Here is a 20,755-nt window from a genome sequence, read left to right as displayed (position 1 = left end):
GACTCCTATTGAAATGATTGAAATGGATCATACATTGTCCAACGTCTTCTTTTCCTCGTTCTTTTCATATTTTTTGTGAAGTAAAGCGTAAGGATTATCCCGAGTACCACAATGCCGATACAAACAGATAGAGGGAAGTCCCAGCGTGTATAGAGGACCGTTGAAGCCCCGAGGATCGTGATCCATTCGAAGGCTAAAAAGGATTTAAGGTATTTCATCGTGTTATCTCTTTTTGTTCCATTTATTGTTAATTAATAGTATCATATTTTAATTTGAGATAGTGATTAATATCCATCCATTACTTTTCATCGAATAAATCCTCGTCCTCCTGTGGTTCTTTGATTCCATGCTTTTCTTCGAGGAATTGCCCGATGGAGGAATTGTTGATGCCGTCTCTAACAGCTCTCTCAATAATCAGATAGAAGATTAGTAGACTAATCAGTGCCCCCAGAATCATGAATGGGATCTCAATACTTACACCTCCGTATTCTTTACTCCAATTCTATTCTTTGAATCTTTAAACCAGGTACAGTGTGGATTAATTTCCTGTAATAATCAGACCGAATGGAAAAGCCACCAAATTCCTCATGGGTGGTGGATGAAAACCAGGTGAACGAATTTTTGATAAAAGTTAAGTCTTACGGCAATTTTGGAGCCACCCAGTCATATAAACAGTTGGCATAGTGTTGCAGCAATTTGCAAGTCTGTTCATTTGCTTCCATTAGATAAACGGTGGCAGGTGGTCCCATGGTGATGGTATTTGCCCATTCTTTTGTTTGTTATGATTCGATGATGTGTGGTTTAAATTCTGCCAGAACATCCTGATCATAAGAAAGTTCTTTTCTTGTGATGAAGTAAAAAGTATCTGAATGGTCGCAAAGCACTTTAATAAGGGAATGGTACGTTCCATCTGTAGGGTTAGTGGACAGGTCCCAGTATTCTACTATATTCATCTCATCTTTCTCTCTCTTTCTTGAAGATACGGAAACTAATTTATCCACCCATTCAACACCATCCCCACATTTATCACCATATGAAAAGCGATTGAAGGATAGATGCTTTCGGTCTTTAACACCACGATGGCATAGAAGAGTCCTCCGAAAGAAAAGAGGAGGCTGAGAAGTAACGGGATTCCGATGGATAGATGTAATAGACCGAATCCGAGGCTTGTGACCGTGACGGCATAAAGGACGGAGACGTTTCGTTTCAACGATGACAGCATCACGCCTCTCCAGATAAGCTCTTCCAGTGTAGCGTTAAGAATGGTAAATCCTATAGCGAATAGGAATAATGATTTCACCTCACTGATTTCCTGTGACCATATGAGTGGGATGAAGATGGTGCTTGATCCCACCAGCCCAATCAGTAAGAATAAGGGCAGTGAAATGGTATGGGAGGGCATGGAGATACGCCTTCTCCAATTTGGGAACACAGTGAAGAAACGGACCTTTTCTTTTGATATCAAGTGTGAGACGGCTAAAGCCATAAGGATGAATAGAAGGAAACTTCTGTTCAACAGGATTTTCGTTTCTTTTGAAACATTCCACTCGTTGATCCAGCCGGTTGCAAGTTGAAACACCAGTAACCCGAGCAGGAAGTCGAGGAATAGGGAAATGACTGAGCGGTTCTTTTTAGTAGAGAGATAGAGGATGAATAGGCCCAGTAAAGGCAGCAGTCCCCAACCGTATATTCTATATGAAAGAAGGATGATGCCTGAGAAAAACAGGGCGGCCGAACTTATAAGGAAAATCGATTGCTGTGAACGGATCATCAAGCCCCCCTTTTGTAATCCTTAAAAATATTTTAGCATAATTTTCCTTTTTTATATGAACTCTTTTTTACATTTTATTGGCGAGTGATTTGCATGTGGTAAAATAAGGATAGTTTTGTAAAAGGGGGAAGGATCATGTACAAACATATCATATGGGACTTCGATGGCACACTTTTTGATACATATCCCGTCATGGCGGGCTCCTTCAGGGAAACGCTTGAAGGGCATGGATTTGAAGAGCCTTTAGAGGAAATTATCAAACAGATGAAGGTATCGATCACATCTGCTCTGAAACACTACGAAAAAAAGTATGGGATTGGGAAAGAATTTTTCACAGCCTATGACTCCCGCAGAAAAGAAGTGGAATTCGATTTGTCCAAACCCTTTGAAGGGATCGTGGAACTTTGTAAGTATGTTCATGAAACGGGCAGAAAGAATTATTTGTACACCCACAGGGGCGAGTCTTCGATCAAGATGCTGGAGAGCTACGGGCTGACGGGTTACTTCTCTGACTTCATCACCTCCCAGCACGGGTTTGAGAGAAAGCCGAGTCCGGATGCCATTCTGCATTTGATTCGAACCCATCATATCGATCATTCAGAAGCGATCATAATTGGTGATCGGGATTTGGATTTGGAATCGGGGAAGAATGCCGGGATCAGCTCCTGCTTTTTTACGGATAAAATGGAAGAGAATCCTCATGCTGATTATGTTGTGACGAGTGTGGAAGGATTGTATTCGATCATTTAAGGTTTGATCTACTAGGGACCATTGGATGAGATTCTTTTGTGATTGAGTTCATTGGCTACAGAGTACAATGAGTGACAAACTTAAGTGTCACGATGAGATGGGGCGAGGTTATGATCCGCATCCTGAAAAATGATCAACTTGATCATTTTATGATCTTTTTGTCAAAAAAAGGGCCGGTATTGGGGCTGCCCAAAGCATAGTCTACATATCCTTCAGTTGTTGAGAACAAGCAACAAGCGTCGATGGTTAGTAAGAAAAGCGGTTCGTCCTATAGGATGACTCGCTTTTTGTACTGGGAAGAACATATTCGGTCCTTTCCATGCTCATACTATAGCATATATGTTTAAAGGAGCGAGTACCGTGACAGAATCCCAGCAGACCATGCTTAGCCGTTTAAAAGAGATCCAGGAGAATCAAACCGAAATGTGGAGCAATTATTGGCAGCAATATTCCGATTTTACCAACTGGCAATTCTGGATGTTGGCTGCGTTCTTTATTTTTCCTCTCATCGTGCTATATTTAAGAATGGATAAACGAAAAGCCCTTCTTTTAGGGTTTTATGGATATAATATTCACGTCTTCTTTACATACTCAGATGCCATCGGAGCTAATTTACTTAAGTGGTTCTATCCGTATAAACTCTTCCCGATACTGGCGAGTTCGGTTTCGTTGGATGTGTCTCTGGTACCCGTTTCCTATTTGCTCATGTATCAATTTACATTAAATAGAAATAAAAATTACTATCTATCCATGTTCCTGCTCAGTGCAGGGTTTGCATTTGTTTTCAAACCATTGCTTTCTGCCATCGGTCTGTTTGAATTGGACAAAGGGTCGAATTATTTCACCTTATTCATCGGTTACGTGGTAGTCGGTCTAATAGCGAAATGGATCACGAATGTCTTTGTTTATTTTGAAAAGAAAGCTCATAATCGGGTCTGAAATTGATCTTTCAGGGTTTTCCATTTGCCTTTCCCATTACATTGATAAAATCCTCGACAAACATTGGGTAGTCCAATTCAAGGTAGATGTTGATGTTTTTTTCAGCAGGCTTGGAACTGGGCCTGAAGTCTGCGATGGACGTTCCCATTCCTGTTCCCGTAGTCAAGATGTTGATCTCCCTTCTGATGGACTTCCCCATTTCCGGGTTCGCCATCAGCGATAATGTCACGACATCGTGAATGGGTGCACCCTTTATTCCAGGAACGAGCTTCTTATAAGCATCAATATAGTATTCCATGACTTCATCCATGATCTCAATCAATGGGTTATCTGACATCTGCTGGATATAACGGATTTGGTCCATGGTGATGATGGCTTTGTTCGAGACATTCAAGGGAACGACGTAAAGATTATTCAGCTCCCTGACCACTACCTGTGAGGCAATGGGATCGCCATAGAAGTTCGCTTCTGCAGAAGGAGTCACGTTACCAGGAACCAAAAAGGCGCCTCCCATAATGTAAAATTCCTTGATATCTTCAACGATATTTTCACCTAATAAGTAAAGGGTGGAAAGGGATGTGTTTCTCCCCACGTCAACTATGGTGATATCGTCCTGGTCCTTGATGATTTTATAGAGTTCTGAGAAATTGGTGAGTTCACCCGAAATGCTCTCAGGCGGTCTGATGGGACCGAGCCCTTCCTGTCCGTGGATCTCAGGATAGTAGGTTGGGATTTCCCCTGACGATGGACTATTGGCTCCCCCGATGATCGGGACATCCTCTCTTCCTGCAAGCTTGAGCAAGTAGGCGATATTATTCGTTGCCTGCTCTTTTGTTGTGTTCCCATAGCTTGATACGATGGCGAGTACCTTAATGTCGGGGTTCAGTAAGGCGTACATGATGGCAATGGAATCATCAATGCCGGGATCCGCAAACAAAATGATTTTCTTCATCGGACATTCTCCTAACCAATTATGATGTATTTATATAACGTATCGATGGAAAAAAAGGATTATGCCTTTGTATAGAGTCAATTTATATGAAACTACTGCCCAAACAGAAGATTTGTCATCACTCACGTAACATGTAATGATGAATTCATATCAAATTTATCGGAATAAGGAGATGAGGATATGAACGTAGCAGTAGTAGGAGCGAATGGACAAATAGGGAAGCAAGTGATAGGGCTCTTAAAAGAAAGCAGCGAGCATACGCCAAGGGCCATTGTGAGAAAGGAAGAGCAGGCCCGGGCCTTTGAACAGGATGGGATCCAATCTTCACTGGTTGATTTAGAGGGAACGGTGGATGAGATTAGACATGGTATGAAGGGTGCTGATGCTGTTGTATTTACAGCCGGCTCCGGTGGCAAAACGGGAGCGGATAAAACATTGCTCATCGATTTAGACGGAGCTGTCAAAACGATGGAGGCGGCCAAACAGGCGGGAATCGACCGGTTCATCATGGTGAGTGCCCTGCAGGCTCATAATCGTGAGAACTGGAACGATTCCTTAAAGCCGTATTATGTGGCAAAGTATTTTGCCGACCGTGCACTGGAACAGAGCGGATTAACCTATACCATCATCCGTCCTGGCGGTTTGTTGAATGAAGCGGGTACAGGGAAGGTGACCGCAGGAGAGAATCTATCAAGAGAATCGATTCCACGTGAAGATGTAGCGGCCACGATCGTAGCAAGCCTGGACGAAGAGCGTACATTTAATAAGGGCTTCGATTTGATTACAGGAAATGATGGGATTGAAGAGGCTGTTCGAAACGTATAATTGAGAAGAAGGAATGATCATCCTGAGGGTGGTCATTTTTTTGTAATAATTAATGATTGTGATTAACGTCTGGTTTTGAAATAATTAGTAATGGATAAATGAGGAAATGGGATGACCGTCCTTCTAATAACTATTTTATCTGGTTTCACGTATACGAGGTTGAAATCAATCATAGAAGAAGGGTTGAGTATCCAAAAAGTAGGATGAAAAGGATAAGTTCACTCTTAAAAGATTGAGTTATAAGGGTTGCATCGAATAAAATCAAAAGTAAAACTGAAGCAACATATGGGAGGGAATCATGGGTTTTATTATTACATTTATGAGCATATGGTTATGTAGTTTTTTGATTGCCAGATTGCTAAGTCCGTTTGGGAAGACGTACTGGAAAAATGATTTCACGATTACTTGTGCACAATCATTCTTGATTACCATCCTCTTATTTTTATGGATTTATTATGTTCAGTAATGAGTGGAAGGATGGAATGGGGGTGTCTTCTGTCAGTTCTCAGGAGGTCATGATATCCAATCGTAAAAGGGGAGTTTTTTTATGAATGGGAGATTGGTATTTTTTTCACTGTGCATTCTGGCTGGTATGATGCTCTCTGGTTGCAGTGTTGATAAGGATGAAACCACGTGGAAGGAATCAGAAACCTTTCAACATGAAAATGTGACCCTGTATGGGACTGAAGGTGTGTTTGGAATGACCAAGGTTAACGGAGAAGCGGATGAACCAGCGTTTCCTGTTGGTGAGGGAAGACATTATGATGTTTATTTTCTGAAGGATTCAATAGATGTTAATGGAAAGAAGTATAGGATGTTAGCCACTCATAAGGAAACCGATGAAACGATTCAATTATATGAATGGGGAATCGACAATAATAGGAGTGGTGCGAAATTTGCCCTGGGTAGAGAAGGGATTTGGAAGATTGATGTTTTTGTAGATGAAAAAGAATTAACCAGTTTTGATGTGAAAGTAGAAAAGTAGTCAATCACCTTATTCCGAATAGGTGAAGGGGGGGTTCAAATGCTGAAAAATAAAGAAGATGTCATCAAGTTGATTGAGAACGATCCTGGTATGATGGAGATTATTAAGACTGCAAGCTCATTGGATCTACCTGATTGGTGGATATGCGCTGGGTTTGTACGTTCGAAAATATGGGATACACTCCATGGATATAAAGAGAGAACCCATACTCAAGATGTGGATGTCATCTATTTTGATGAAGAAAATTGTGATGAAGAAATCGAAAAAAGGTTAGAAGCGGAATTACGATCCTTCATGCCTCTCATTCCCTGGTCTGTTAAAAATGAGGCGAGGATGCATGTAGTAAACGATCTTCCCCCCTATACTTCTTCTGAGGATGCGATTTCAAAGTTTCCTGAGACAGCCACTGCTCTTGGAGTGAAGATGGACAAGGAAGGCCAATTGGTTCTTACCGCACCTTGTGGTTTAGATGATGTGATCAATCTGGAAGTGAAGCCGACTTCTTTTTTTAGAGAGACGGAAGAGCTAGTTTCCATTTATGAAGAACGTATCAGGAAGAAGAACTGGAAGGGAACTTGGCCTGTGATTATTGTTCATCATATAAAGAAGGGGGAGTAGATGGTCCTCTGTGGAAAAAGGTCGGAGTTTTAATACTATTATTGAGTTGGAAACAATAATTTGAAATAATTGGAATAATGATGCTCGTGCAGAGAATATCTATTAAATCGAGTCCTCGATTTAAACATAACTGACCGTAGAGGACTTCAGCTGATCGAGGTAATGAAGCCACTTCGAAACTTTTATTATATGAAGTCAGTGCTCAGATTTTCGGGTGATCCTTCCTAGGATAAAGAAGGGAGAAAACGTGAAAAAGTCTACAATTCTCAAATATGTATTTTTATTTATAGTTGTCATTGCCCTATTTGCTGCCTGGGCTTATGCAGAAGACCAGGACTCTTATACGGAACCGTACAAAGCCATTCAGGCGGTTGATAAGGACCTCCAGTTGATTCCTGCCTACAAGTTAGGGGATGAATCCCTTTACTTTTTCATTAAAGATAAAACCAATCTTGGGGCTACGATGGTTCGAAAGGGAATATTCGGCTGGAAAAGCGGGACGTTTACCTGGGGGCCGTTGGATCTTGGCGGAGAATATGAAAAGCTGCAAGGAATCCAAGGACATGGAGATGGCTTGGTTTATGGTTTGATCAGAAATGGTGATGAAAGAGTAGTGATTGTTGACGATCAAGAAGCTACGTTATTAAATTTGGCCCTGTTATCACCCTCAGTAGTAAAGGAATATAAATTGGAGGGGCTATATCTTTGGTATGTTGAAAGCGATAAAAATCTTAATGCTCAACAGGTTAAGCTGCTACGTAAGGATACTCGGGAAGTCATTGATTCGATAGATTTATAGAATCCAATACATACAGTGAGGGAGAAGACGGTATGATGGATCAATTATGGTTGAAATTTATTCTTTTTATAGTGAGTTATGCTTTATTGATATTTTTGTTTAATAAAGGAATGAGAAAGTGGTTTAAAGTGAAAAAGAAGAAGCTCTTCTCCTATCATCATAAGAACGAAAAACATAAGAAGCTGGATAGGACGATTAGAATTACTTTCGCTGCCCTGATTGTGGTTGGCGGTATCTATAATGCTACCCTTCCTCCACTTGAAAGAATGTGGTTTTTAGAAACTCATATCCTGCTTATTGCCTTTGTCATTGTGTCTGAAACGGTTACAGCTGTTATGGAGAAGCGATACGCAGAAAATAGGAATGATTATAAATTCACCATTTCTCAGTTAGCCTTTCTGTCATTGACGCTGTTATTGTTTGTCAGTACTGATTTTTTTGGTTTGTTTGATTAGTCATATTTAATAAGTACACGTTAAATTAACGGTCCAAAAGCTGGAGTTCAGTTATGTCATTTGATCTTCAGCTTTTTTTATGAATTTCCAATAAATGAAACTTTCACCGGTTTGAATCGTATGTAAGAAAAAGTCAAATGGGCAGCGATGTAAAAGGTGCCATATCTCATTTTTATGAAAGAAAAGAGGATGGAGAGCGTGGTTGAAAAGGAAAATGTGGTCTTAGAATGGGTTAAAGCTTTGGTGATAGCGTTAGTCGTTGTATTTATTGTTCGTACTTTTTTGGTCACTCCAATCATGGTCAAGGGTTCTTCCATGAATACGACTCTGCAAGACCAGGAGCGAATGATTGTGTCTAAATTAGGGGACACGGAGCGCTTTGATATCGTTGTGTTTCACGCAAATGAGGAACAGGATTATATTAAGCGTGTGATTGGCCTGCCTGGGGATAAGGTCGAGTATAAAAATGATACGTTGTATGTGAATGGAAAAGAGTATGAAGAACCATACCTTGATGAGCAAAAAGAGAATGTACAGGGGGATTTGACCAGGCCTTTTACCTTGGAGGAAACGGCTGTCGGACAATCCACCGTTCCGGACGGCCATCTGTTCGTGATGGGGGATAACAGAAGGGATAGTAAGGATAGCAGGCATATTGGGGCGATTCCTATGGAGAAGATTGTTGGGACTACGAATGTTGTGTTTTATCCGCTTAAGGATATGAGGATTGTGGGGGAGTAGTTCATGGGAGGTAGAGGTAAGCTTACTGTGAAGAGGTCTTGGATGTTTCTCATTATGGTAATCCTGTTTTGTGTCGGATGTTCTGATATGAGCGAGACCGGTCAACCTACCATTTCTATGAAAACGGATTCTGAATATGAGGATACGTTTAAAGATTTAAACTTAGGGGTTGTCTTCGATTTTGATTTTTATTTGCCTCATGCGGATAAAAGGTGGGTAAATCTTTGGGTGGAACGTTACAACGATGGGAAAAAAGATTCTTAGCCATTAACAGAACTATCATATGGAAATAACCCTGAAGAAGTAGAAAAAGGGCAGATGGGGTTTGGAATAATCAAACCACGATCAGAAGACACGTTAGTTTTTCTTTATGGACCTGGTGTAAGCGTACACCCCTCAAGAATTGAACAAGATTTTAGTACAGATGTGATGTCCTCCTGGGATTATGCCATAGGAAAAGAAAAAGTGGAGTTGAAATTAGGAGAAACGAAAATACTGGCTGCTTATAAAGAGACTGGGAGTAACTCAATGCGTTCTTTTGATCTTCAAGATGAGGAATCAGTAAAGAACATGATAAAAGAGAATGATACGGTACTATTACTGAAGATAAAAGTAGAAGAGGGAATGGTTGATTCTTATTAAAAGCAGATTTAGATTTTGAGTTGAAGTTCCGATTTGTGGATGAAGTTTCAGTTGTTTTGCGTTAAAAGAGTAATCCAGAGAGGCATTGTGGGGTTATTTGATGGTCCATTCATCAAGATATTGTGGTCTAAGAATTTATAAACCGCTCGATAAGGGGAGATCCAGTTGGAAAGACGCTACAAATTCGTCATAGCTTTTTGTCTAGTCCTACTATTTTTATTAGTGCTAGGGATGTTCACGATGAATGCTACTCTTAATTTAAGTAAGTAAGGAGGTATGGTCATGCCAGTAAAGACAATGACAAGCTGGGCAATTCAAAGGCAAGATAGTTGATGTTATTTTACAGAAGATACGGGATTGATAAATCAGGCAGGTGAGTAAAAATGGAAAATGTGTTGGGGAAATTACATGAAATAGAATCTGGAAAAACAGGCATAATCATATATTCCACCAAAGAACAGAAAACGATATCTTCATATAATAGCCATCTCATCCTTCCTCTTGCGTCGGCGGCAAAGGTAGCCGTTTGATTCTGTGTAACGAAGTGGGTGGAGGAAGGGAACATGAAGTGGGATGACTTGGTGGAAGAAATTTCGTTCAATCTAGCTGAAGACAGCAAGGAGCTCTATCCACATTTTCAATACAGAATATCCCTTCCGTTACGGGAAGCTGTTGAGGTGATGATTGCTTGTCACGATAGTTATGTTGCTAAGAGTATCGTGAGTTTTTGTGGTGGGTGGGGAAAAGTGAACAAATCGATTCAGTCTTATTATTCAACGATAAATGTCACTGAAGACCCAAGGGATAATGATAACAAAGCTCAGTTGGAACAGGCACTTGATTTAATGGTAGACGTCTTTCAAGGATACCAAAGAGAGCCTCCTCTGTGGACGCCAATTATCAATGGACTAATCAGGCAAAAGGGAAACATAGATGGCATACCCATGCATCATCTTAACCATAGGACAGGTTGTTTGGAAAGTGTAGTGGTGGATATAGGGCTCATTGGTGATTTCAATGAAGATCCATTTATCTTTGCTGTAGGAGCGACTCATTTGCCGAATAGGTTTGGTGATCAGGTTGCAGACTTTAAAATTCTGGAGGCTATGGGTTTGCTTTATAAGGAATATGAGAAAAAATGAAGATCCATAAATTCGAAAATTTTTGTCGGAATTTTCGTAAATTTGAATAATGATAGGAGTGAAAGATATGGAAGTAAAGGTATCAAAGTATAACGAAAACTTAAATATCAAGTGGCAATTAAGTAACATCAATATTCCTTTATCTGGTATTAAAGTAGTGCGAGATGATGATACATATAGCGGTGAAGGGAAAACAGCAATGAGAATTGGTTATCCATATGGACACACGGATAGAGTCGTAATCCATACAAGTTCGGAAACGTTTATTCTGTTCACTAGTAATGGTGGTTTGAAAGAGCAGATTTTGTCGTACATTGGGGGACAAAGAGCACGTTCCTGATCACTTCGAGGACATCGAGTTAAGTAAACACTTATAAATGGGGGAAAACACATGAACAAAACCATCACCATTCTTCACACCAATGATCTTCACGGAAACTATGATTTTGTAGTACGGCAGGCTGCGTACATAAAGAAACGTGTCAGAGAGCTTAAGGCGCAAGGGGAAAGTTATTTATTGGTGGATGGCGGGGATCATTTGGATATGAGCATCAATGAGTGCCTGGCGACAGATGGCCATATGCATTTAGAGATGCTTGGGGATGTAGGGTATCATGCGATGTCAGTGGGGAATAATGAACTGCTGCGATCGACACCTGCGTTGATACGAAAGCATAGCCGGGAGTCCGGTGTGCCGTGGTTGTTATCGAATCTCGTTGAGGGTGATGGGACTCCCATCGGCGGGATGAAAGAAACGCTTCTCGTGACAGTGGATAACGGTGTGAAGGTTGGATTATTTGGAGCGACCGATCAATTCGAGAATCTTTATGAGAATAAGCACGGGTTCAGGAATCGGGAAACCCTTACGGCCATCAAAAAAGCGGTGGTGGAATTGAAAGAGCAGGGGGCGGATGTCATCGTCTTTCTATCCCATCTGGGGTATGATGCCGATGTAGAGATGGCGAAAGAAGTCAGTGGCCTGGTCGATGTGATCGTTGGGGCTCATTCTCATACGGTGCTTCAAAGTCCCGTTATGGAATCAGGCGTCTTGATTGTTCAAGCGGGTTCTCACGGGCAATATGTAGGGGAGTTGAAATTGGACTTACTTAACGAGAATGGTCTTCATAAGATTGAATCGTACGAGGGAAAATTAGTTGAAATCACTCCCGAATCCGATGCCAGTATGGAAGCCATTTTAGAAAAGGGTCGTGAGGAAACGAATGAATTTTTGTCTGAGGTATTGTTCACGACGAGGGAAGACCTTACTCATGCCTATATCATTCAATTAATGGCAGATTCCGTTCGGGACTACTGGAAGTCTGAGATTGGTATTATGTATGGGGGAGCCGCAGTGGACCAAGGCTTGGAATCCGGTGATGTGACGAAGGGGGATGTGTACAACAGATGCAAAAGCATGCATTCTCCTGTGTTGATGGAGCTTAAAGGTGAACAAATTGTGAGATTGATAGAGGATAGTTTTAATGGGGAGATTACCTCCAAACAGGTATACGGAAATGGATTCAGGCCTCACGGGATCCCGATTGGGGCTTTGGCGTTCTCTGGAATTACATGGAGTCACCATGATGGCGTACTATCCGATGTTAAAGTGAATGGGGAAAACCTAGTGGAAGAGAAGGTCTACAGGGTAGGGACCGGGTCTCCGTTATTGTACGAAGAAGTATGTGGATATTCTTCGGTGAAGGGGAATCAATTGATCGAGGTTGGAAAGACAGAGATGGTGAAGGATGTATTTATGAATTATTTAAGAGCCTACAGGAAAAATTCCGTTATGTTAAATCTATAGAAGAATGTCAGTGACCAGGACGGGATTTTTAAAGTGACCGTCACCTGGATTTTCTTTTTGAGTTATGACCCCGAAATTTCAACTGATGATCCTTTTGTCGAAATTTGGGGTCAGACTCTTGGCAAACTGTTTTCAGTTCCAATTGATCCTCTATTCAGAAAGATCGAGATCCCATCGTTCTTCCATTAAAGTAGTCCCGGTCCATTCTTCATTTGGCTTTTCTTCCGTTAGTTTAAATTGATATTTCTGGTAGAGGTGCCGAGCGGTTGTTAATGTGCTCACAGTCCATAAGAATACATGTTCGTAGCGGTTCTCTTTACAGAAGTTAAGGGAAGTCTCCATGAGCTGTTTTCCTATGCCCATTCCTTGATAGTTCTCGTCTAAAACGAACCACCTAAGCTGAGTAACGGTATCACTTGACTTCGTTATGGCAATCGATCCGACGATTTCACTATCTACTTCAGCCACCCATAGTTCTCCTCCATCCGTATTCATCATGAATTCAGTCAACCCTTTCATGACGTAATATTCGAACATCGGTCCAAACTGATATTTCCTGTCGTACAACCTTCCATGCAAGTATGCGACGTATCCAAGATCACCTGGTTGAAATGGTCGGATGGTAATCACTGGTTGGGCTTGCGGTTCATTCGTATAAAGGGTTTCGATTGTTTCCATAGATGAAACTAATTTGGAGAGTTCTTCTTCTGACAGGCTTTCAATCATTTTAGCTACACCGATATTTGCATTTTCAACCAGATCATTATAAATGCCCGTACCCTTGTCGGTGAGGTAAAGGGAATATTGGCGTTTGTCATGGCTGGCCTGCTTTTTCATAATAATTTCTTCGTCTTCAAAGCGTTGAACGATCCGGCTCATATAGCCCCTATCAATTCCAAGGTTCGCTCTAATCTCTGTTGAGGTGCAGCCGTTCCTTTCATGAATGTCTGTTATGACTCGGGCCTCTGTTAGTGAAAAAGGCTGGTTATACAGTTCCTGATCAATCTTTCCAAGTACATTTGCATAGAATCTGTTGAATTTACGAATTTTCTCGATACCATTAATTGATTTCATGAATAGACCTCCTTGGGATCGTGAATCTTTCAATAAAATAAGTGTAATGTATATTAGTTGACAGTGTCAACTATATTTTGGGTATGTGTACTCTGGAAAAATTCTAACAGGTACATGGTTTTTGATCCGCTTTCGCAATATATGATTCTTTCTTCAAATTAGGAGATTAAAAACTTTTGAAGTAAGAGTTGGAAAATAGTTCAAAAAAAGGTAAGATAAGAACATACGTTTTGTCCGGAACTTGATAGGGGGAGATAATGGTGACTCAAACAAAATATAATCCAATATGGAATCTCGACAGCATCTTCAAAGGTGGAAGCACATCACCCGAATTGCATGACCATATGAAACAGACGGAAGCCAAGATCATGAAGCTTGAGGAGACCATGAAAAAGTGGACGGCTCCACTTAGCGATTCGGATCAACTAGCAGGCTTCCTAGATCATCTTAGAGAAATAAAGATGTCTATATCACAAGCAAGATCCTACGCCATATGTCTTCTTTCAGAAAATCCAAAAGCCCAGGGTGCACAATTCTACAGAGGGGAAACCACTGTTCTTCAATCAAAATATGATTCTATGACCAGTGACCTGAAAAGGAAATTAGCCCATACGGAGGAATCAGTATGGAAGAGTTTGCTTGATTCAGAGGACTTAAAGGGGTATCGATTCATCTTGAATGAATGGCGGGAAGAAGCGGACCGGGAGCCTGTGCAGGAAGTGTCGGAGCTCATGTCAGACGGGTACCACGCCTGGGGGCAGTTCTATCAATCGTTCATGAGCAGTATCAAGGTCCAGGTGAAGGGTCAGGATTTCTCGGTTGGACAGGCTATCAATCTGCGTTCGCACCACGATGCTTCGGTTCGAAAAGAATCTCATGAGGCGCTGGTGGAAAAGTGGACCGAGCATGAGGGTCAGTTCGCGCAAATCCTGAATTATCTGGCCGGTTTCAGGTTAAACATGTATAAGAGGGTGGGGATTGAGGACGTACTCCATGTTCCTCTCGCCCAAAACCGGATGAAGGAAGAAACGCTGAATAGCATGTTTTCAGTCATGGAGAGATATAAAGAACCTTTTGGCGATTATCTGAACGTGAAAGCCCGGATGAATGGGGATGCCAAAATGAAGTCCTATCACTTTTGGTCCCCAATGAATCACGATCACCAAGGAATCGAATACGGAGAAGCCGCTGCGTTGATCGAGGAACAATTTCGTACGTTCGGGCCGGAAATGGGACGGTTCGCGGAGAAGGCTTTTCGTGAAGGCTGGGTCGAAGCGGAAAATCGTCCTGGAAAGTCTGCGGTTCCCATTTGTGCAGGATTCCCGTTAACAGGGGAGTCCAGGGTGTTCCTCACGTTTCCTGGCACCTTCAAAGGGGTGTTGACTCTTGTGCATGAACTGGGTCATGCCTTTCATAACCATGCAATGAAATCAGTGAACGGGATGAACAAATCCTATCCCATGAGCTTGGCCGAAACGGCGTCGACCTTCGCGGAGATGATCATCCTCGAAGCGGCCATGGAAAAAGCGGAGTCTGAGGAAGAGAAACTGTTTATCCTCGATGAGAAATTGAAGAGAAGCGTCATGAACTTCATGAACCTACATGCACGGTTCATCTTTGAAAAGGACTTTCACGAAGAACGGAAAAAGGGGTTCGTCCCCGCAGCACGCTTGAACGAACTGATGAAGTCTGCCATGGAAGAGGGTTATGCCGGTTCCCTTGATGAGGTACCGGTACACTCCTGGGTATGGACGCCCCACTTCTATAAAACAGAATCTCCTTTCTATAACTTTCCTTACACCTTTGGGTATTTACTTGCACTCAACTTCTTCGCCAGGGCGAAGGAAACGGGGGAAAGATTCGAGGAGCATTACATGGACCTCTTGCGGGATTCAGGCAGCATGTCGGCAGAAGACCTCGTCATGAAGCATTTGGGGGAAGACATTACCGAAGAAGCCTTTTGGGAAAAAGGGATGAGGTTGTGTGTAGAGGATAGCGAGGAGTTTGTGAGATTGGCAGCTACTCTATGATAAAGGTTCAGTTGCTGAGAGGCCTTCCTTCTATTCTATTATTATGTGTTTCGCTGTTTTTCGATCTCGATTACTTACTTTATCTGTCCTTGGCCGGATTCTTACTGGCAATGGTCATCAAGCAATTAAGTTTGCGGGATCGGATGTATGAACTGGGGCTTCCAGACCGGAATCTTGACGGCATGAGGATGGGGACGAAATCGAAGTCAGCGGGGATGATTGAGAATAGCTTATAAACAAGGAGAGAATTCATGGAAAAGATTTTACATAACATAGCCAATCGATTAAATAAGCAGGATGGAAAAATGGTCATCGGCATTTCAGGCCATGGTGCTTCCGGTAAAACTACGTTTGCGAAGAAACTGTTGACGATTTTGGAAGGTCAGGGAATCAATTACATCAACACCGATCCCTATATCGTCAATTCTGACGTCAGAAAACACACCTCCATCCAATATGAGTGCAACAATGAAATCCATCGATCCAAGATGACCGCCTGCCATCCTGCGGCCCATCATCTATTCGCCCTCGACCGGGACGTCAAGATGGTGAAGGAGGGAATGGATTTCTACACCCTTGACGTCCCCTATGAACGAAGTCAGCTCATCTCGTCCAGAAATAACGTGACGATTGTAGAAGGGATGTCTGTTGCATTCAGCAATCCCGATCTTTACGACCTTAAGATTTACTTCTATACGGATGGTGAGACGGAGCTCGTGAGAATGGGAATCCGCGATGTTTCCGAAAGAGGGATGGATGTGGAGTATTTACGAAAAAACCGCGACGAGCGAAGAATTCAATATGAAGTCTTTATGCACCCGAAGCATGAGAATTTTGATGTGGTGGTGAGGAATTCGGATGAGGGGTATTGGGTGGAAAAGGACATAGAGTAGGTGCAGTGTTTTTTTTTCATAATTGGTATTGAGTTAGTTAGATGACTTATAAACCACAGGAGGTAAAATGGTGAAGAGACCATTAGGTGTATCAATCATTGGCTATTTTTATATTTTTGGTAGTATCGTATTATTGTTCACCGCTATTTTTTATCAGGCTGGTGCTGACACCATTGGCATTTCTGAACGGTTTGGAGTATCAGTCTTACCTGAACGAATCATGAGAGTATTAGTGGCGTTCTTTTCTCTGTTGATGGCTTACGGGTACATGAGATTGAAAAAATGGGGTTTTTGGTTATTGATTACGTACTCGGTACTATTTGGATTCATCAGTTTCATATTATTAACGAATGAACCTCAACAACCCTTTATAGGGAATTTTGTTTTTTCGGTCATCGTCTTGATTTATACGATTTATGTGAAAGAGGCATTTTTCAAGACTGCTACATGAAACCAGCCTATTTAAGAAAGAGGGGGATCGTATGAAAGAAAAGAAAGGCACTAACATAATGATCTTCGTCGGTTGGTTATCGGTCATTTTGGCCTTCTTCACTCCCTCGATCCTTCACGGTTTCATCGCCTTTTGCGTGGGGCTGGTCTTAAAAAAGGATTACGAGAAAAAACAGTATGGAATGGTTTTCATGGTTTTAGGGATTATGAGCGAGATATTACCTCATGTGATAGGATCTCTATTAATTTGGTACTTGGATAAAACGAATTAAGTTCAATGGTTGAGAAAGATTATTTTGCAGGTGGAGTGAAAGTATCACAATTCAACATTGACTGAAAATTGAAACTTTTATAAAGGTCCATTCGTAAATGTAAGTAATACGAGGGGGAATTAATATGAAGAAATTCATAACACGAACGTCATTAGTAACGGCTGCGATTCTTGCTATTGGCATTTGGATCGGGAGCCTTCTGTTCTCTTTTTCTTACGGAGAGTGGAGCTTTTTCATCGGTCTCGGAATAACGGTGGGCCTTTTCTTTTTCAACAGTAGCGGTGGTGCGTTATCGAAAGGGGCCACTTTGGAAGCAAGTGAGGCAGGGTGGAAGATTCAGAAGGATAATGAGCTGAAAGCGAATGTAGGTTCAGTGTTTTATGGAGCAGTTTTATTTACGCTGATCAGTTTTGTCATTATGATGGTTACTTATTTTTAATATGATGATTGGTTCAGATAGGAGTGACAGCATGTTCAACTTTTACGGAACCCCCACAATAGAAACTGATCGACTGATTCTTCGAAGGATATGCCTCGATGATACGCAAAGCGTCTTTGATCATTGGATTTCAGATGAACGGGTCACCGATAATCGTGTCAGTGCGGCACACAAGACTATTGCTGAAACAAAGGTGAGGGTGGAGAAGATCGTAAAGGGATACGACTCTAAAGAGTTTTGTTACTGGGGCATTGAATTGAAAGATAATGAGGACATCATCGGGGAGATTGATCTATATGATTTTGACCAATCCACAGGGAATTGCGAGGTTAGTTATTCCCTTGGATACGACTGGTGGAATAAGGGGTATGGGACCGAAGCATTGCAGGCAGTCGTCGAATTTGCCTTTATACATATGAACGCTCATAAACTATCCGCCGCTCATAATACGGATAATCCGGCTTCAGGCAGGATTATGGAAAAAGCCGGGATGAAGCAAGAAGGGATTATTCGGCATATGATCCGTAATTCTAAGGGTCAGTATAAGGACTGTGCGGTGTATGGGCTTCTGCAGGAAGAATATATTGTACAGAGAGAAGGGGACGTATGAAACTTACATAATAAACATCTGAAATTATTTAATGATGAATACAACGAGAAATTGACCCCAAATGATTTACTTGGGACAAGACTTTGGAAAATCCGTCCCCATGCTGAAGATGATATTCTTACTTGTAGTTAGAGAATCAATAAGTGTAGCAAACGAATGTACTTTTTCATAAAAGGAGGAACGAACACATGCTTAAGAAACTACTCATAATCCTCATCCTGTTCTTCTCCTTTGGACAGACGGCTTATGCGAAGTCCTACAGTATTGATGAAGTACGTATAAGGGCATGGATTCAGCCAAATGGAAATGTACTTGTCAATGAATTGTTCACGTACACGTTCAATGGGAAGTATAAGAGTGTAAGGAGATCGATTCATGAGGAGAACCATGAAGGAGTGAAGTGGTTCAATGCCTCTGAAGTGATCAATAGTAAGGCGGAGCTTGGGTTTATGGAGGAAGCTGACCTGCGTCCTCTTGAGGTGGAACGGGAGGAGATGACGTATCGATCACCATTTCCGGTGGAGGACGCCACGAAAACCTTTTTTTATGCCTATGAGTTGAAGAATGCAGTGAAGTCGTATGATACATATAGTGATGTGGCAGTTCCCTTTTTCGAATCAGGGAGTAACCATGATGTGGATTTACATAACGTGAAGATTGATTTTGTTTTTCCGGAGAAGGTCGATCCTGGGGAGTATTCGGCCTTTTTTCACAATCGAAATGGGAGTGTGGAAGAGAAAGGCCCAGAGGTCGTGCGCTTTACGACACCCGTTTCCAGTATGTATTCCTTAACGGAAACGCGGTTACTGTTTCCGTCCACTGTAATGAGTGAACAAGAAAAGACCGCTCCCCCTATACCCTTGGAAAAGGTGATTGCGGAAGAAGAAGAGCGGATGGAGCTTGTAGCTCATAGAAAAGATCAAATGGAATCATTCAATAAGGTGCTGGTTGGACTGGCAGTATCTTTAGGTACGATCGGATTCATTATGATCATTGGATTTATGATTGGTAGGGTAAAAGGAAGCGGCAGACCTACTGATGTTCTGGAAGCGGATCTCCTTCTCTTGTATATGGTACATAGGAGAGGGAAATTCACTCACGGGGCTTTAATGGCGGGCCTATATTCTTTAGTGGAAAGAGGGAAGGCAACAGTTCACCGGCAGAAAACGACGACCCGTTTCCTGAGTGATGCACGATCCCCGAATGAGACCTTGTTCTTTACATTAATCCCTATGGGAAATCAGTTATCATCGATTGAAGAAAAGCTGGTGTCCTGGATTTTTAAAAGAAAGGGCAAGAGCGGATCGGCATCCTTTGCTATGACGGATTTGGCAGGGGCGACGAAGATTGAAAAAGATCATAGCCGGCATGTGAAAAAATATCATTCTAAGGTCAAGACGTTGAAAGAACAGGAAAAAGAATGGTTTGCAGACGTGTTAAACGAAGCAAAGGAAGCGAAAATCCTGCATGATCGCTGGTTTCACTTCGTAACGAAAGTCCCTCCTCTTTTAATTTTGATAGTAATCTTATGTGCCTACTATTTCGACATGCAATCGGCTTTTGCCCTGTGGATGTATGGTGTCTTTGGTGGTGGATTCCTGGTGTGGGGATGGCTGAAGAAAGAAAGGAAGTGGCCGTTCCTGGTATTTAGTGTCATTTCATTATTCGCAACGGTTCAACTCATGAATGAAACAGCAATCTCGTTACTCCTCACGTGTATAATGCTCACTATATTTCTTTATATTATGTTACCCCGCCATACCTTGTCTGGACCGGCACTCGATGTGAAAACCTGCATCCGCAGATTTCGAAAACAGGTAAAGAAAGAAGGCATCCCGAACGTGGGAGGAAATGAACTGGATAAGTGGATGATCCGGTCCCTCATGTTTGAACGGAAGTGGAGACTGAAAAAAACGGTGGGAAAGGGGTTGGCAGACATAGCTGCATTGTCAGCAGCCCCCCTTACAGCTCTCCTGATATCTGACCAGAATCCCCATGAGTTCCTGACGAATTCATGGAAATGGAGTGTTCCACCTCCAAGCCCTTCATCCGGTTACTCTGACGGTGGTTATTCCGGAGGAGGAGGCGGAGACGGCGGTGGTGGTGCAGGTGCAGATTGATGAAAGATGGTCCCCCTATTCCTTCAGATGTTCGATTCCTAAGAGGCTATCGAGGGGATCTTGAAAATGCTAAAGGATGAAGGGAACCGGGAGTGTGAATTTAGATCCTGCCTGGTATATTATGCTGGAGAAGAAATGGTTCGGTTTCATTGGTAAGGGGGGATATGCATGATGTATGGATTGTTATTAATGGCTACTACTCTATTGATTGTTGGGTTTGTGATACCCATCGCTGCAGGAACGACTTTGTTGATGGCTGCGATTCTATTTGGTGTAGCATTGGTGCTCTCGCTTAAAAAGGCGAAGAGGTCATAATTTTTTGGTGACGGTTTTCGACTATCTAGATGTTGAGAACGAGTTTTTAGATCTGAAAAATCAATAGAATCATTGCGATCGTGAAATATTGGATTATCGTAGTGATCATAGTAAGTGGGAACCATGATT

Annotated in this window: 29 protein-coding genes; 23 read left to right on the top strand and 6 right to left on the bottom strand. The window is 42.0% G+C overall.

Annotation, left to right across the window (positions count from 1 at the left end):
- Positions 1–5 precede the first annotated feature (5 nt).
- From F0342_RS01495 to F0342_RS01485, 4 genes are all read right to left on the bottom strand, one after another.
- Entirely contained in the window at positions 6–218 is a 213-nt protein-coding gene (locus tag F0342_RS01495; RefSeq protein WP_149154289.1) for a hypothetical protein, read from the bottom strand.
- 80 nt (positions 219–298) lie between these two features.
- The gene (locus F0342_RS24605) at positions 299–457 is read right to left on the bottom strand and encodes a hypothetical protein (RefSeq protein ID WP_188048357.1); all 159 of its coding nucleotides are present in this window, start codon (positions 455–457) and stop codon (positions 299–301) included.
- Positions 458–779: 322 nt separating this feature from the next.
- Positions 780–1,001: a hypothetical protein gene (locus tag F0342_RS01490; RefSeq protein WP_149154288.1), complete on the bottom strand. Its 222-nt coding sequence runs from the start codon at positions 999–1,001 to the stop codon at positions 780–782.
- The gene (locus tag F0342_RS01485; protein WP_262481595.1) at positions 989–1,771 is read right to left on the bottom strand and encodes a CPBP family intramembrane glutamic endopeptidase; all 783 of its coding nucleotides are present in this window, start codon (positions 1,769–1,771) and stop codon (positions 989–991) included. Before F0342_RS01485 ends, F0342_RS01490 begins: the two co-directional genes overlap by 13 nt.
- A gap of 135 nt (positions 1,772–1,906) precedes the next feature.
- Between F0342_RS01485 and F0342_RS01480 the strand changes: the two genes are divergently transcribed.
- A complete protein-coding gene (locus F0342_RS01480; protein ID WP_149154287.1) occupies positions 1,907–2,521 on the top strand; it encodes an HAD-IA family hydrolase in 615 nt (204 codons plus the stop codon).
- A gap of 360 nt (positions 2,522–2,881) precedes the next feature.
- Complete coding sequence (locus tag F0342_RS01475) at positions 2,882–3,460, top strand: hypothetical protein (RefSeq protein ID WP_262481594.1); 579 nt, start codon at positions 2,882–2,884, stop codon at positions 3,458–3,460.
- A 10-nt stretch (positions 3,461–3,470) separates the two neighbouring features.
- Here F0342_RS01475 and F0342_RS01470 read toward each other — a convergent pair whose 3' ends face one another.
- Complete coding sequence (locus F0342_RS01470; protein ID WP_149154286.1) at positions 3,471–4,412, bottom strand: nucleoside hydrolase; 942 nt, start codon at positions 4,410–4,412, stop codon at positions 3,471–3,473.
- Between the two features lie 180 nt (positions 4,413–4,592).
- On the opposite strand from F0342_RS01470, the gene F0342_RS01465 reads away from it, so the two are divergent.
- The 12 genes from F0342_RS01465 to F0342_RS01415 all read left to right on the top strand — a co-directional run bounded on the left by F0342_RS01465 (position 4,593) and on the right by F0342_RS01415 (position 12,423).
- Positions 4,593–5,237 carry an SDR family oxidoreductase gene (locus F0342_RS01465; RefSeq protein ID WP_149154285.1) on the top strand — a complete coding sequence of 215 codons (645 nt, stop codon included), beginning with the start codon at positions 4,593–4,595 and terminating at the stop codon, positions 5,235–5,237.
- A 319-nt stretch (positions 5,238–5,556) separates the two neighbouring features.
- A complete protein-coding gene (locus tag F0342_RS24600; RefSeq protein WP_188048356.1) occupies positions 5,557–5,703 on the top strand; it encodes a hypothetical protein in 147 nt (48 codons plus the stop codon).
- Positions 5,704–5,784: 81 nt separating this feature from the next.
- Entirely contained in the window at positions 5,785–6,222 is a 438-nt protein-coding gene (locus F0342_RS01460; RefSeq protein ID WP_149154284.1) for a hypothetical protein, read from the top strand.
- Positions 6,223–6,261: 39 nt separating this feature from the next.
- Positions 6,262–6,840 carry a nucleotidyltransferase family protein gene (locus F0342_RS01455; RefSeq protein WP_149154283.1) on the top strand — a complete coding sequence of 193 codons (579 nt, stop codon included), beginning with the start codon at positions 6,262–6,264 and terminating at the stop codon, positions 6,838–6,840.
- Between the two features lie 247 nt (positions 6,841–7,087).
- Entirely contained in the window at positions 7,088–7,639 is a 552-nt protein-coding gene (locus F0342_RS01450) for an aspartyl-tRNA synthetase (RefSeq protein WP_149154282.1), read from the top strand.
- Between the two features lie 32 nt (positions 7,640–7,671).
- Complete coding sequence (locus tag F0342_RS01445) at positions 7,672–8,094, top strand: DUF4181 domain-containing protein (RefSeq protein ID WP_262481593.1); 423 nt, start codon at positions 7,672–7,674, stop codon at positions 8,092–8,094.
- Between the two features lie 198 nt (positions 8,095–8,292).
- Positions 8,293–8,835: a signal peptidase I gene (gene lepB, locus F0342_RS01440; protein WP_149154587.1), complete on the top strand. Its 543-nt coding sequence runs from the start codon at positions 8,293–8,295 to the stop codon at positions 8,833–8,835.
- 3 nt (positions 8,836–8,838) lie between these two features.
- The gene (locus F0342_RS01435) at positions 8,839–9,099 is read left to right on the top strand and encodes a hypothetical protein (RefSeq protein WP_149154281.1); all 261 of its coding nucleotides are present in this window, start codon (positions 8,839–8,841) and stop codon (positions 9,097–9,099) included.
- Between the two features lie 54 nt (positions 9,100–9,153).
- Positions 9,154–9,477 carry a hypothetical protein gene (locus F0342_RS01430; protein ID WP_149154280.1) on the top strand — a complete coding sequence of 108 codons (324 nt, stop codon included), beginning with the start codon at positions 9,154–9,156 and terminating at the stop codon, positions 9,475–9,477.
- Between the two features lie 548 nt (positions 9,478–10,025).
- On the top strand, positions 10,026–10,619 hold the full coding sequence (locus F0342_RS01425; RefSeq protein WP_262481591.1) for a class A beta-lactamase-related serine hydrolase: 594 nt from the start codon (positions 10,026–10,028) through the stop codon (positions 10,617–10,619).
- 49 nt (positions 10,620–10,668) lie between these two features.
- Positions 10,669–10,959 (top strand): SunI/YnzG family protein, encoded by a 291-nt coding sequence (locus tag F0342_RS01420; protein ID WP_149154279.1) that lies wholly within the window; start codon positions 10,669–10,671, stop codon positions 10,957–10,959.
- Between the two features lie 51 nt (positions 10,960–11,010).
- The gene (locus F0342_RS01415) at positions 11,011–12,423 is read left to right on the top strand and encodes a bifunctional metallophosphatase/5'-nucleotidase (protein ID WP_149154278.1); all 1,413 of its coding nucleotides are present in this window, start codon (positions 11,011–11,013) and stop codon (positions 12,421–12,423) included.
- Between the two features lie 150 nt (positions 12,424–12,573).
- On the opposite strand, the gene F0342_RS01410 is transcribed toward F0342_RS01415, so the two are convergent.
- Positions 12,574–13,497: a bifunctional helix-turn-helix transcriptional regulator/GNAT family N-acetyltransferase gene (locus F0342_RS01410; protein WP_149154277.1), complete on the bottom strand. Its 924-nt coding sequence runs from the start codon at positions 13,495–13,497 to the stop codon at positions 12,574–12,576.
- A gap of 260 nt (positions 13,498–13,757) precedes the next feature.
- On the opposite strand from F0342_RS01410, the gene F0342_RS01405 reads away from it, so the two are divergent.
- From F0342_RS01405 to F0342_RS24595, 9 genes are all read left to right on the top strand, one after another.
- A complete protein-coding gene (locus tag F0342_RS01405; RefSeq protein ID WP_149154276.1) occupies positions 13,758–15,527 on the top strand; it encodes a M3 family oligoendopeptidase in 1,770 nt (589 codons plus the stop codon).
- On the top strand, positions 15,524–15,763 hold the full coding sequence (locus F0342_RS01400; protein WP_149154275.1) for a hypothetical protein: 240 nt from the start codon (positions 15,524–15,526) through the stop codon (positions 15,761–15,763). The genes F0342_RS01405 and F0342_RS01400 overlap by 4 nt, the downstream gene beginning before the upstream one ends.
- Before the next feature lie 15 nt (positions 15,764–15,778).
- On the top strand, positions 15,779–16,420 hold the full coding sequence (locus F0342_RS01395) for a uridine kinase family protein (RefSeq protein ID WP_149154274.1): 642 nt from the start codon (positions 15,779–15,781) through the stop codon (positions 16,418–16,420).
- 70 nt (positions 16,421–16,490) lie between these two features.
- A complete protein-coding gene (locus F0342_RS01390; protein WP_149154273.1) occupies positions 16,491–16,871 on the top strand; it encodes a hypothetical protein in 381 nt (126 codons plus the stop codon).
- Positions 16,872–16,902: 31 nt separating this feature from the next.
- Positions 16,903–17,142, top strand: a complete 240-nt coding sequence (locus tag F0342_RS01385) for a hypothetical protein (RefSeq protein WP_149154272.1) — start codon at positions 16,903–16,905, stop codon at positions 17,140–17,142.
- A gap of 124 nt (positions 17,143–17,266) precedes the next feature.
- A complete protein-coding gene (locus tag F0342_RS01380) occupies positions 17,267–17,581 on the top strand; it encodes a hypothetical protein (RefSeq protein WP_262481589.1) in 315 nt (104 codons plus the stop codon).
- 31 nt (positions 17,582–17,612) lie between these two features.
- Positions 17,613–18,191 carry a GNAT family N-acetyltransferase gene (locus F0342_RS01375; RefSeq protein WP_149154270.1) on the top strand — a complete coding sequence of 193 codons (579 nt, stop codon included), beginning with the start codon at positions 17,613–17,615 and terminating at the stop codon, positions 18,189–18,191.
- 188 nt (positions 18,192–18,379) lie between these two features.
- Positions 18,380–20,311, top strand: coding sequence for a DUF2207 domain-containing protein (locus F0342_RS01370; protein ID WP_149154269.1), 1,932 nt, complete (start codon positions 18,380–18,382; stop codon positions 20,309–20,311).
- A gap of 168 nt (positions 20,312–20,479) precedes the next feature.
- Positions 20,480–20,626, top strand: a complete 147-nt coding sequence (locus tag F0342_RS24595) for a hypothetical protein (RefSeq protein ID WP_188048355.1) — start codon at positions 20,480–20,482, stop codon at positions 20,624–20,626.
- The last annotated feature ends 129 nt before the right edge of the window (positions 20,627–20,755 follow it).

The sequence above is a fragment of the Bacillus sp. CH30_1T genome (genome assembly GCF_008364765.1).
Classification (GTDB): domain Bacteria; phylum Bacillota; class Bacilli; order Bacillales; family Bacillaceae_B; genus Rossellomorea.
The sequence above is the reverse complement of the archived record's forward strand: the minus strand, read 5'-3'. Positions and strand labels throughout refer to the sequence as shown.